Consider the following 12,925-nt stretch of genomic DNA (forward strand, 5'->3'; position numbering starts at 1 on the left):
TCACTTCTCCACCCGGATCTCCATGGTCACGTCCGGCCCCTTGGGGATCTTCACCTCGCTGTGGAACACGTGCCTGAAGGCGTCCCCCAGCTCTTCGGAGTTGGTCACCCACACCACCCCGCGCAACCCGTTCTCCTGGGCGAACACCAGCTGCCGCTCCATCTCGCCCGTCACCGAGATCCCCGTCTTCTCCTCGTAGACGGCGATCAGTTCGCGTGCCGTCAGCGGCTCGGGCGGCCGCATCTCGGTCGTCAGATCCGGCGTGGTGTCGCGCTGCCAGTCGGCATCCCGGCGCGGCAGACCGCCCTGGACCTCGTCCGACTCGTACGCGGGCCTGTCCTTCTTCTCCGCGGGTTTCTTCTCCGTAGGCTTCGGTTCCGTGGGCTTCTTCTGTGCGGCCTTCGGTTCCGCCGGCTGCTTCGGCTCCGGCGCCTTCTTCTCCGGAAGCCTCCTCTGCGGGGCCTTACCGGCCACCCCGGCCCGGGCCGCCTCCGGTGCCGCTTCGCCGCTCCCCGGCGCCTGCGGGAGGCTCTCCTTCCTCACCGGCCCCGGCATGACCTGGCCCTTGAGGTGGCCGGACCGCGAGAGCGCCACATCCGTGTGCTTGGCGTCGTAGACGAAACCGTCCACGATCCCGTCGATGCCGATCGTCGTGAACGTGCGCACCGGCTGCTGCAGCTTGCCCGTCCACTCGAACGAGGAGCCGGTCACCTTCTCCTGATAGGCACCGGCCTTGACGTGCGGACCGCTCGTGGGCACCCTCCGGCCCGGCCAGATGCGCTTCTGCGACACCAGGATCGCGATGGCCATCCGGTTGCGGTCCGCCAGGCTGTCCTGCCCGGCCAGCACCGACTTCACGGCAGCGGCGACGGGGTCCTGGGCCCCCTGTTCGAACATCGCCACATACCGCCTGGCCGCCCTCGTCACCTTCCGCGACTGGCGTCCGTACTGCCGGGCGGTGAGCGGCTTGTACGGCGCGGAGGGGCGTCCACCGACACGCTCCGGCCGCACCGGGTAGGGCGGAAAGGCCTCGATCGCCTCGAACAGCCGTACCGCGGCGCCCGCGACCTCGGTGCCGGTGCCCGCGGCCGGGCGTGGTGGACCGGCCGGGGGCCGCCCCGCGCTCTCGACCGGCGCGTAGGAGCGGGGCCGCCCGCGCAGGGCCTCCAGCTCGTTGCGTGCCATCGTCCGCAGGCCGTGCTCGTCGGTTCTGAGGATGTACAGCAGGTCGTCACGGAAGGTCTTGAGTTCGTCGAGGGCATCGACCAGGGCCTTGAGGTCCTGTGCCTGTGCCGAGGCGTCGCGGACGGTCCGAGGGCCCTCGGCCTGCAGGGCGTCGAGGTCGTCGAGGAGCCTGTTGAGCGCCCGTTCCATCCTGTTCCGGGTGGCGGTGAGCCTGTCCACGTGCACCCCGAGGACCCGGAGCATCATCCGTTCGATCAGTCGGTGGACGGTGCGCTGGGACGGGGACGCTCCGTACAGGGTCGCCAGTGTCCGCACGGCCGCGTTCGCCCCCGCGTGGTTCCGGGCGCACTGGCGGATCTGCTGCACCAACTGCGGCCGGTCGATCGTGTAGGCCATCAGTCCTCCCCGTCCTCTGCGCCCGGTTCCGGTTCCGGTTCCCAGGTGCCGTGCTGGACGCCCTGCTCACGGGCCCACTCCTGGACGACGGGACCCACCAGCCTGGTCATGGCCTCGTCCATCACCTGCATCACCATCGCCTGGGTGGCGGCCTGCCCCAACGCGTGCTTCAGCAGCTCGTCGGCCATGTTCGCCACCAGCCCGCGTCGTACGCTCGCCACGGCCATCTGCCTGCCGGCCCTCCGGCCCACCTTCCAGACCTGTGCGGCGCGGCCCACGATCGCCTTGGCGCCGCCGGCGATCTGGAAGGCGTCGAAGACGGAGAAGGCGAGCCCGATGGCGGCCGACAGCTGTTCGGCCTGCACCTCCTGCCAGCTCTGCAGTGCCTCGGGATCCATCACGGACTGGTAGAGCCGGCCCTTCTCCTGTGCGTCCAGGTGGTCCGCGATGGCCAGCGATACGGACGCCGCCCCGGTGATCAGCCCCGCTGCCGCGGCCCCCAGCGGAGCGCAGAGCAGACCCAGTACCAACACGCCTGCGGATGCGGCCAGTTTGCGGACCGTGTCGGCCTGGTACTTCCGGCCGATCGCCAGGTTCACCGCGTCGGTGTACTCCCGCAGCGCACCGGTGTGCGGCCGCAGCTCCGCGTCCGCCATGGCGTGGATGCCGGACAGGTGGAACCACAGGCCGCGCTCGTCACGACCGCCCTCCACCTCGATCCAGCGTGAGGTCTCCAGGGCGAAGAAGGCGCCGCCCTCCGGCTCACTCGCCTTGTGCGTCATCTCCTGGTTGGCCTTCGCCATCTGGGCGAGCAGGTTCCGGAGGAACGCGTCGGCCGCGGCGGGGTCCCGTTGGACGGCGGTGAAGACCTCCTCCAGGTTCCCGATCTGGAAGAAGAGCGGGTCGACCTGGTTGACCAGGGCCCGCCGGGCGTTGACGCCGGCCTCCAGATCGGCGGCCGTCCAGTTCCGCCCGCCGTGCACGGCCAGGTACACGGCCCCGCCGCGTTCGATCCGGCTGTCGGCGAGTTCGGCCAGCGTACGGGCGCTGACATGACTGATGGGGGGCGGGAGGAGCATGTGGTGCTCGCGGTCACCGGGCCGGTACTGCCTCTCCCGGACGGACAGCACCGTGCGCACCGACCCCGTCACCCCCGTGCGTTCGGCGTGCCGCAGGGCATTGAGCAGTACCTGCAGCTTCACGACGCTCCCACCGAGCACGTCCAGCACCTGCGAGAAGTGCCTCAGCGTCTCCCGGGCGTGCGGACCCCTGCGCTGGGCGATCGCGGTACGGGAGGACCGCAGCTGCTGGAGCAGCAGCACCCGGCAGGTCTCGGCGTACAGATACGTGCAGCCGTCGGTCAGGGTGGCATGGACCTCCTTCAGGAACCCCAGACTCCAGCCGGCCGCGTGCGAGACGGGCCCGCCGCCGCCCGGACGTACCCGCGGGGCGTTGTCGGGCAACTGGTAGACGAGCGTCACCTCGTCGGCCAGCTCGCGGACCGCGGCCGCGGCTTCGGCCAGCCGGCGCATGAACCCCAGTTCGGGCGCCTCGCCGGGGCGCAGGTGGAGGTAGCCGTTGTTGCCCTTGCCGTCACCGCGCACCGTCACCTGGGTGGTGACGGTGCTCCGCACCGATGCCATGCCGACGGCGTGCGCGCGGGCGGAGATCACCCGGGCGCAGTTCAGCGTGAACATTCCGGCGTACGCGCACTCGGGGACGTCCAGGAGGCGGGCCAGGTGCCGGATGCCGTCGCCGAGCCGGTCGGCGGAACGGGGCAGGGACCGCCACTCCGGCTCTCCGTCGTAGGCGCGGCAGCCCAGGGTCTCCCCGGTGACGGCCTTCGGCCAGGACGGCTTGCGCGGCCTGGCTCCCTGTCCGGCCCGCGTGCCCGCCTTGACCGCCCCCGGCGCGGGCGGCGCTCCGGCGGCGGCGGGCCTGGGAACGGCGGTCACGAACCGGATCCTGGCCGGGATCGTGTCCTTCATCACCGCGAACAGCTTCCGGTCCCCGCGCACCTCGCAGAGGACGCTGGGCCCTCGTGCCTCCTCCAGCAGCTTCTCGGCGTAGCCACGCCGTGCGTCGGCGTCGCGGAGGGGATGGTCCGCCCGCTCCCGGGCCTCGTCGAGCAGCCGCAGGACCAGCCTCCCGATCGCCTCGACCGTCCCGGCCTGTTCGGTCCGGACCAGGTCGTGGTACGGCGCCAGCCCGCCGGCCAGCGGTACCGCCGACCGGGCGCCGGGGCCGGTCTGCTGCCAGCGCAGCAACGGGAACGTCTGGCAGGTCCGGTCGTAGGTCTCCTTCGGCAGCGATCCGTCCGGCAGGATCCGGGTCACCCCGCTGATCCAGACGAGCGCCGGGACGTCCCTGCCCTCATAGGCGACCAGCCCGGCATAGCCCGGGTGACCGTGGGCGTCCGGTTGCCAGACCGCCCCGTGCCGGTCCAGGTGCGCCAGCCACGCGGCGGTGGCAGCCTGCTCGATCGACAGCACCTCGCCCACGAACGGCAGGTACACCCAGTCCTTCCGGTCGCCCTGACGGTGGAGGAACGGGACCGCCACCCCCTCCCCGGAGTGGTCGTAGGACGGGATCCGGTACGTCGTCCCCGCCTCGTCCTCGGCCACGCGCACGGGATCCAGCGGCTCTTCCGCCGGCACGCCGGTCCGCGCCGCCGGAGTGCCCCGCCGACGCAGCAGCCCCGATGCGGACACCGCGTACTCGAGCCCGCGCCGTACAGCCTCGGAGGCGTGCTCCCGAACCCCTTCGGCCGGGCTCAGCCCCGTGAACACCGCGGGCTCGTGGTGGATCACCACGGGTCGGCCGCTCCCGCGCACGTCCACCACCTCGCGGCGGGCCGTCTCCAGCGCCCGGCGGCAGGCGTCGCCGACCGCCTTCTCCAGCAGCGTCAGCTCGCGTGCCGTGACCGGCTCCACCAGCTGGACGCGCAGCGGGACGTGCACATGCAGGGGCACGCCTCAACTCCACTCCGCGTGGGCGTGCAAGGCGTGCCGCACCCGGCGCAGCGCCTCGTCCACCGCCGCCTGCACCACCCGGGAGTGCGGAGCCCCGACGACCTCCACGGTCACCGGCAGGTGCACGTGGATGTCCTGCCGGGCGTCCTGCTCGGCCAGGACGAGCTCGGCCTCGCTCCCCTCGGCGGGCACGACCCGTTCGCCCCGCCGGACCACCGCGATGCCTCCGCGGCGGACACGGGCGGCGCGCGGCCGGGCCCCGCCGCTCTCCGGCCACGGACCCTCCGGGTGCCCTGTGCCGTCGGTCATCGGATCTCCTCAGTAGGTGCGTTGCCGTGCCGTGCCGTGTCGTGCCGTGGGGGCGCGGCCGTGGTCAGGCGATGACCGGCGGAAGTCTCGTCTCGGCGCCGTCGTCCATCACGGCCTCGCGGGCCACGCCGGTGAAGGTGGCCACCGGCGCGCCGTTCACCACGGCGTTGGACGGGTTGGCGGAAGTGATCAGGCACTTGTTGAACAGCAGCTTCTGGAAGTCCCACTCGGTGGTGTCGCTGCCCTTGGCCTGGTAGAGGCCGATGGAGAACTCCTTGCCGGTCATGGCGAGACGGGTCAGCTCGGCGGCCGATCCGCCGATGGCCTTGACCGACATCTGGAAGGTGAAGCTGGCCGGTTGGGCGATGTAGCCCACGTGTGTGGCCTCCAGCGAGTGGATCACCTCGGCGTTGACGTTGAAGGTGGGCGTGAAGGTGTCGACGGGGGTGAGCGGCTTGTCGGACCTGCCGTCGAGTACGACGGCGAGGCGCGAGTTCATCCAGGTGGTGGGAGTGGTCACGGCATCCTCCGGTGACGGGTGCGAGCCCGGTTCAGGCCGCCTTGAAGGCGAGGTTGACGTCGAGGAAGTGGACGGCCCCGGCGTAGGTGACGGACAGCAGCACCTCGACGGTGCGCTCCGTACGGGCCGTGGTGAGAGTGGTGACCTGACCGGGCGTCCGGGCGGCCTCCTCCGCCTCCAGGATGGGCAGCAACGGGATGTCGATGGTGAAGGCGGTGATGACACCGGAGGTGACCAGCGGGCTGAGGATCCCGTCGATACGCGACCGCAGCGCCTGCATGCCCAGCCGGTCGATCCGGGTCTCGCCGATCGACCCGATCAGGCCCGCCTTGAGCAGGAACTCGATGTGGTCGAGCACCCGGACGACGTCGACGTAGAGCCGTTCGGTCCTGGTGGTGTAACAACGCCCGGAGCCGAGGTACAGGCCCTCGCCCGGGATCAGCTCGGGGTCGATGACCGGAATGATGAACTTCTGGGTCAGAGCGTGGATCTCGGTGCCGGTGAACTGGGAGCCCAGCGGGATCCTCACCTCGTTGACCGGCTTCATCAGCACGCTGGAGTGGGGCGGGTGACCGGCGATGGCCCCGGTCACCGCCGCGGCGACGTCCGCCGTGGGCTTGCCCTCCTGCTTCGCCACCCGCGCGGCCACCAGGATCATCCGGCTGGTGTCGCTCTTGAGGGGGCGGTAGGTCTCGTCGGCGGCCTGGGCGAAGGTCTTCCCGCTCGCGGGGACGAGCGCCGGGTCGACCATGGCCACACCCATCCGGGCGCCGCCCGCCGCGCTGACCTCCTCCACGTGCTTCTTGAGCTCTTCCAGCCGGCCGACGTCGGTCTCGCCGGCCAGGCAGACCAGTTGCACCGGCAGGGCCGCGACCACGGCCAGCGCCGCCGCGTATCCGGGCACCGGCGGGCTGTCGGGCGCCCCTCCGGCGGCCGGTTCGTCCGCCGTCTTGACGGCGAAGACGCGGGAGGGCGCGGGATCCTGGAGCAGGGCCGTGCGTACGGCGTGGTAGAGCGGCCCGCCGACGAACTCGCCCTTGTCGTTCTGTGTCGCGAACTGTTCGCGGGCCTCGGACACGGAACCGATCTGCAACGGGACGTTGGCCGTGGCCGTGCCGAAGGCGCCGGCCGAGCCGACGACGGCGATGTCGCCCACGGCGCGGCGGGCCTGCGGCCGCATGCCGCTGGTGTTGATCCTGACTTTGATGAACGGGAACTCGGCTGCGGTCTCGGTCATGTCGTCACTCCTGGCGGTCAGGGCACCGCGACGGGCACGATGCCGACGTGCCGGAGCCGGGTGGCGAATTCGGTGAGGCGGGACGCGCGCACGCCCGCGCTGTCCGCGGGGTCCACGCCCCCGGGCGCCCCCGGGAGGTCGGTGTCGTCGAGGGCGGTCTCCGGGAACAGCAGCAGGGCGGGGACCGGGGTCCGTACGGCCATGCCGACGGGCGGCTGGGGCCGGTCGGTGCTCTCGGCGACGCGGGCCATCCCGACCTGGACGTCGGCCAGCCGGGCGGCGAGATCGTCGAAGGGCCGGTCGACCGCGAAGGCCACGCACGCCACCTTGAAGGCCGTCTCCGACAGCTCCGGCGCCGGCTCCTCGACCATCCGGAGCCTCAGGCCGAGGGGGATCCGGCCCTGGGCGTCGGGGGCACCGCCGCCCACGGGATCCTTCCTGACGACCTCGGTGACGGTGGTCTCCACACCGCCCCGGCCGGCGAGCAGTGTCAGATCGAGACGGGCGTCCGCGTCCACCACGGGGCCGGCCAGCGGCCACCGGCCCGCCAGCCGCCACTGCCGGCTGCTGTGCATGTCGTACAACTGCGCTTCGAGCGGCTGCGCCGACGCCGACGTGGGCATCAACGACACCTGACGGGTCACCACGGTCGTCACGGGCCCGACCCGGGCCTCCTGGGCGGTGAACGCGGTGCGCAGGAGGCGGTCGCCCACCGCGGGGCTGAGCAGGGCGCCGCACTCGGCCGAGTCGAGCAGGCGCAGCAGGGTGCGGTCACGGAACCGCATGCGCCCCTCCCTTCCGTCCGGAACGCGCGTCGCCGGGGCAGTGAGGAGGTACCAGCGCGTGCCGGAGTCGACTCCTGACGGGTGGACAGTTCACACGTCCTGGGCAACGTGTCGGTCCGGGCGGTGGTACGCGCCGCCGCTCCGATTGCGGGCCGGGCCCGACGGGTTCCACGGTGGGGAGATGGTCAACCCGAGCACTGCCCCGATCCCGCTCGACCTGCGGCCCTTCGACGTGGCCATGTCCAGGGACGGCAGGACGCTGTACGCCTGCAGCGGCGACGAGGCGGGGTGCGTATTCGTACTCGACACGGAGACCCACACCGTCCGGAAGAAGATCGACTGCCCTGACGCGACCGACATGCTGCTCGCCCCCGACGGCAGCCGCCTGTACGTCACCAACCGGGAGGGGCGGGCGGTGACCGTGATCGACACCAGCGACAACGAGGTGACCGGTTCGCTCGCGATGCCCGGTGTGCCGTTCGACCTGGCGGCGTTGTCCACCGGAGAACTGATCTACGCCGCGGTGTCCGACCCCAGCGAGGTCGCGGTGATCCACACGGAGTCGGGCGCGGTGATCCGCCGCTTCCCGCTGGGCGAGTCGATCTTCGGCCTGGCCGTCTCCCCGGACGACGCGCGCCTGTACGTCACGGACTTCGGTGGCGGTGTCGACCCCGTGCTCCATGTGGTCAGGACGGCCACCGAGACCGTGGAGGGGACGCCGATCCCCGTAGGGCTGGTTCCCCGTGCGGCGGCCGTCACGCCCGACGGCGGGCGGATCTTCGTGGTCAACGGTCAGGACGGAACCCTGTCCGTCGTCGATGCCGGAAGCAGGACGGTGATCTCCACCATCCGTGTCGGTGAGTTCCCCAAGCACCTCCTGATGGACCGTGAGGGCAGGCGCCTGTACGTCGGGAACGCGGCCGACAACACCGTATCCGTGATCGATGTCGGCACCCTTCAGGTGGCCAGGACCCTCTTGGTCGACGGCCCACCGGGCAACCTCGCCGCCACCCCCGACGGCCACCGCGTCTACGCCGCCGGCTTCCGCGAGAGGTTCGTCGTGCCCTTCGACACCCGCACGGTCGCCCTGCGCGCGGGCAAGCGTCCGGAGGCGGTCACGCTCACCCGCGACGGCCGGCTCTGCGTGACGAACCCGGGGGACGGGACGGTCTCGGTCGTCCGCACGCGACCGCCGTCGGTCCGGGTGGGGGAGGATCCGCTGGCCGTGGCCCTGGACGGGGCGCGGGCCTATGTGGCCAACGGGTCCTCCGACGACGTGTCCGTCATCGACACCGCCACCGACGAGGTGACGGCCACCGTCCCCTCCGTTCCCGTCGGACCTGCGGGCATCGTCGCCCTCGCCCCCGACGGCCGGCGGCTGTACGTGGCCGGCGCGGGGCAGGTGTCGGCGATCGACACCGCCACCCGCGAGCCCGCCGGGGCCGTGCCCTTCCAGGAGCCGACCGGGGTGGCCGTGAGCCCGGACGGGCTGCGGTTGTACGTCACCGACGGCACGGTGGGCCTGGTGGCGCTGAACACGGACACGCTGGGAGCCGTCGGCTCGCCCGTACCCCTCGGGGACGGTCCCGCCGGTGCGGTCGACGTGGCCGTGACGCCCGACGGGAAGCACGTCTACGTCGCCGACGCGACGGCGAACAGGGTGATGGTGCTCGACAGTGGCAACCGCGCGCTCACCGCGAGCGTCCCGCTGGGAGCGCTGCCCACGTTCATCGCCATGAGCCCGGTGGGCCGCCGGGCGTACATCGCCTGCACGCACATGGACAGGAGTGCGGACTCGGTGGTGGTCGTCGACACCAACAGCCACACCGTGGTGGGCGACCCGACGCCGTTCCCCTTCGTCATCCAGGACCTCGCGGTCAGCCCGGACGGACAGCGGCTGTACTGCACGTCCTTCTTCGGTCACGCCGTCGTGGTCGTCGACACCGCGACCCGCGCCCGGCTGGAGACGATCCCCGCGGGCACCGACCCGAGCTGCCTGGCCCTCACCCCCGACGGGCGCCGCGCCTACGTCGCCAGTCGCGACACCGGGCTCGTCACCGTGGTCGACACGAACACCACGCGGGTCCGGGTCGGCGGGGATCCGTTCGACCTCGCCGCCACATCGGACGGGCGCCTGGTCTACGTGACCATCCCCGCATCGGGCACCGTCGCGGTCGTCGACACGGTCGCCGGAGCCGCGGCCGGACCGCCCGTGTCCGTCGGCGGCGGGGCCAGGAGCCTGGCCCTCACCGGTGACGACGCCACCCTGTACGTGGCCGGGCCCGGCGCGGTGACGGTGGTCGACACCGCCACCCGCACGGTGGCGGGCACCATCCCGGTCGGTGACTTCCCGCAGGGACTGGCTCTCGCCCCCGACGACTCCCGGCTGTACGTGGCGGACTCCGCCGCCGGCACGGTCACGGTGATCGACACCGCCACCGCGGCGGCCACCGCCACCGTCACGGCGGGAGTGGCCCCGCTGGATGTGGCCGTCACCTCTGACGGGGCCCGGCTCTTCGTCGCCGACGCCGGCGCCAACGACGTCCTCGTACTGGACACCGACCCCCTCGCGGTCGCCGCCTCCGTGCCCCTCTCCGGCAGCCCGCACGGACTGGCGCTCTCCCGCGACGGGCGCACGCTCCTGGTCACGATCCCGTCGACCAAGCGCCTGGCCGAGATCGACACCGCCACCCTCACCGTGCGCGGCGTCCCCGTCCCGGTCGGCAGCGCCCCGCACGGGGTCGCCCTCAGTCCCGACGGCAGCCGTGCCTACGTCGCCAACGCCGCCTCCGACACGGTGTCCGTGGTGGACCTGTGAGTGGCCACGGCCGCACAGGCGACCCGTATGGCCGTCCCGTCAGGATGGAATGCGCCGGCGGCCCGGTCCCATGCTGAAAGAGTGATCAACACCAACCCGGCCCCCATCGACCTCGGCCGTGTGCCGCGCAACCTGACGGTGTCGCCCGACGGGAAGTCCCTGTACGTCCCCTGCGAGGGCGGCACGTTCTGCGTGGTCGACCCTTTCGCCCGCAAGGTGGTGGGCACGTTCGCCTGCGCGGCGCACCATGTCGCAGTCACTCCCGATGGCAGGCGGCTGTACGCAGTCGACGTCAACGAAGGCGCCGTGTCCGTCGTCGACACGCTGACGAAGACGGTCATCCGGACGATCGCCACCCCCGGGGGCCCGCGGGAACCGGGCATCAGCCCCGACGGCCGGCGCGTGTACGTGCCCCTGCGGGACGCCCAGGGCGTCGCCGTGATCGACACCGGTTCCGACACGGTGATCCGTACCATCGTCACGGGCGGCCACCCCTTCGGCCTGGCGGTGGCGCCGACGGGCCACCGCGTCTACGTGGCCGACGCGGCCGGCAATACGGTCTCGGTCATCGACACGACCACGGACACGCTGGTCGGCACGCCCATCCCGGTCGGCAAGACGCCCATGGGGTTGACGGTGTCCCCCGACGGCCTGCGGGTTTTCGCCGCGGGAGCCAACGCCCATACGGTGTCGGTCATCGACACCGCCACCCGGACGGTGATCGCCACCGTCCCGGTCGGCGGGTTCCCCTCGCACGTGGCGGTGACGCCCGACGGCCGGCACGCGCTCGTCTCCAACCTTCAGTCGGAGACGGTCTCGATCATCGACACCGGCTCCCTGACGGTGAGCCGCACCGTCGGCGTGTCCGGCGCGCCGTTCCGACTGGCCGTCAGCCACGACGGGCGCACGGCGTTCGCCTCGGCGTTCAAGGGCCAGTCCCTGCTGGTCCTTCCCACCCGCTCGCTGACGACCGACGTGGGCGCCCGCCCGGAGTCGGTCGTGGTGTCGGCGGACGGGCGGCAGGTCTACGTCGCCGCCGGGGGATCGGACGCGGTGTCCGTGGTGAACGCGCGTGACGTCGAGATCCCCACCGGCGCCGGGCCGAACGCGGTGGCCGTCACCCCCGACGGGCTGCACGCCTACGTGGCCGAATCGGGCGCCGCGAAGGTGAGCGTGCTGGACCTGCGTACCGAGACGGTCCTCGGCTCGGTGACCGTGGCCGGCGCCCATTCCCTCGCCATGTCCCCCGACGGCAGGGTCGTGTACGCGGTCGGGGGCGACCAGCTCTCGGTCATCGACACCGCCACCCGCCAGGTCACCGGCACCCTGCCGGTGGAGCGGGCACCCCAGGGAGTGGCGGTGTCCCCTGACGGGCTGCGCGTCTACGTCACCAACGCGGAATCGGACACCCTGTCCGTGATCACCACCCAGCCGCTGGCGGCGCTGGGCCGGCCGATTCCGATGCGCGACCGGCCCCTGGGAGTGGCCGTCACTCCCGACGGCCGACACCTCTACGTGGCCTGTGCCAACACCCACGCCGTATCGGTGCTGGCGACCACCTCACTCGAGGTGGTCGCCAGCGTGCCCGTCGGGAGCTTCCCCGAGGCACTGGCCGTCAGCCCCGACGGACGCCGGGCGTACGTCACCAACACCGACCCCGGTTCCAACAGCGTGTCGGTCATCGACACCCACACGCAGACGGCGATCGGCGATCCGATCCCGGTCCGTCATCGCCCCCGCGGAGTCGCGGTGAGCCCCGACGGGCGGCTGTACGTCACGGCCGCGGACTCCGGCGCCGTCTGCGTGGTCGACGTCACCACCCGGGCGGTGGTCGGGCGGATCCCGGTGGGCCGTACCCCCACCGGGATGGCGCTGACCGCGGACGGCCGCCGACTGCTCGTCGCCAACTCCGGCTCGGGTCATGTGTCGCTGATCGACACGAAGCCGCGGTCCGTCCCGGTGGGGAAGACCCCGCACGGCGTGGCCCTGTCGCCCGACGGGAAGCGCGTCTACGTGGCCGACTCGGGGTCGGGCACGGTCTCCGTGATCGACACCGCCACCGGGACCGTGACGGGCCGGCCGGTCGTCGTCGGCGGTCAGCCCCGGATGGTGGCGCCGACACCGGACGGGCAGCGCCTGTACGTGACCGATCCCGCCAACGCGGCCGTGCACGTGCTCGACACCTCCGGTCCCACGGTCTCAGGACCGCCCGTCCAGGTCGGCGTCACCCCCTTCGGCCTGGCCGTGTCGCCCGACGGCCGCCGCGTCTACGTGGCCGACTCCGGAGCGGCCACCGTACTGGTGATCGACACCGCCACCAGCACCGTGACCGGTGCCCCGATCAACGCGGGTGTCGCCCCCTTCGGCCTGGTCGTGTCGCCCGACGGCGGCCGGATCTACGTGGCCGACGCGGGCGCGGACGAGGTCCTGGTGATCGACACCGCCGCTCAGAAGGTGCGGGAAACCGTCGCGCTGCCCGGCGCCCCGCACGGACTGGCCGTCAGCCGGGACGGTCGTCTCCTGCTGGTGACCGTGCCGGCCGAGAAGTGCCTGGTGGCGATCGACACGGTCACCCTCACGGCGGCGGGCGCCCCCTTCCCGGTGGGCAGGGCGCCGCACGGGGTCGCCCTGACCCCGGACGGCCGCCACGCCTGGGTGGCCGACACGGCCTCCGACACTCTGACGTTCGTGGAGGTGTGAGGG

At 72.4% G+C, this 12,925-nt stretch carries 8 protein-coding genes; 2 read left to right on the forward strand and 6 right to left on the reverse strand.

The features are described 5' to 3' along the window. From ACGF5U_RS22030 to ACGF5U_RS22055, 6 genes are all read right to left on the reverse strand, one after another. On the reverse strand, window positions 1-1,581 hold the full coding sequence (locus ACGF5U_RS22030) for a hypothetical protein (RefSeq protein ID WP_392711680.1): 1,581 nt from the start codon (window positions 1,579-1,581) through the stop codon (window positions 1-3). After that, window positions 1,581-4,553 (reverse strand): hypothetical protein, encoded by a 2,973-nt coding sequence (locus ACGF5U_RS22035; RefSeq protein WP_392711681.1) that lies wholly within the window; start codon window positions 4,551-4,553, stop codon window positions 1,581-1,583. The genes ACGF5U_RS22030 and ACGF5U_RS22035 overlap by 1 nt, the downstream gene beginning before the upstream one ends. 3 nt (window positions 4,554-4,556) lie before the next feature. Then, entirely contained in the window at window positions 4,557-4,862 is a 306-nt protein-coding gene (locus ACGF5U_RS22040; RefSeq protein ID WP_392711683.1) for a hypothetical protein, read from the reverse strand. 64 nt (window positions 4,863-4,926) lie between these two features. After that, window positions 4,927-5,382 carry a hypothetical protein gene (locus ACGF5U_RS22045; protein WP_392711684.1) on the reverse strand — a complete coding sequence of 152 codons (456 nt, stop codon included), beginning with the start codon at window positions 5,380-5,382 and terminating at the stop codon, window positions 4,927-4,929. 31 nt (window positions 5,383-5,413) lie between these two features. After that, window positions 5,414-6,619 (reverse strand): hypothetical protein, encoded by a 1,206-nt coding sequence (locus ACGF5U_RS22050; protein ID WP_392711685.1) that lies wholly within the window; start codon window positions 6,617-6,619, stop codon window positions 5,414-5,416. 17 nt (window positions 6,620-6,636) lie between these two features. Further along, the gene (locus tag ACGF5U_RS22055) at window positions 6,637-7,404 is read right to left on the reverse strand and encodes a hypothetical protein (protein WP_392711686.1); all 768 of its coding nucleotides are present in this window, start codon (window positions 7,402-7,404) and stop codon (window positions 6,637-6,639) included. Between the two features lie 181 nt (window positions 7,405-7,585). Here ACGF5U_RS22055 and ACGF5U_RS22060 point away from each other — a divergent pair, with 181 nt between their 5' ends. Then, entirely contained in the window at window positions 7,586-10,222 is a 2,637-nt protein-coding gene (locus ACGF5U_RS22060; protein WP_392711687.1) for a hypothetical protein, read from the forward strand. A gap of 81 nt (window positions 10,223-10,303) precedes the next feature. Then, a complete protein-coding gene (locus ACGF5U_RS22065) occupies window positions 10,304-12,922 on the forward strand; it encodes a beta-propeller fold lactonase family protein (protein WP_392711689.1) in 2,619 nt (872 codons plus the stop codon). The last annotated feature ends 3 nt before the right edge of the window (window positions 12,923-12,925 follow it).

This window comes from Streptomyces sp. NPDC047886 (assembly GCF_043204435.1).
In the GTDB taxonomy this organism is placed as follows: Bacteria; Actinomycetota; Actinomycetes; order Streptomycetales; family Streptomycetaceae; genus Streptomyces.

Coding starts and splice junctions, on each gene's coding strand:
- ACGF5U_RS22030 (WP_392711680.1), bottom strand. CDS start 1,581: ATGGCCTACACGATCGACCGGCCGCAGTTGGTGCAGCAGATCCGCCAG.
- ACGF5U_RS22040 (WP_392711683.1), bottom strand. CDS start 4,862: ATGACCGACGGCACAGGGCACCCGGAGGGTCCGTGGCCGGAGAGCGGC.
- ACGF5U_RS22050 (WP_392711685.1), bottom strand. CDS start 6,619: ATGACCGAGACCGCAGCCGAGTTCCCGTTCATCAAAGTCAGGATCAAC.
- ACGF5U_RS22055 (WP_392711686.1), bottom strand. CDS start 7,404: ATGCGGTTCCGTGACCGCACCCTGCTGCGCCTGCTCGACTCGGCCGAG.
- ACGF5U_RS22060 (WP_392711687.1), top strand. CDS start 7,586: ATGGTCAACCCGAGCACTGCCCCGATCCCGCTCGACCTGCGGCCCTTC.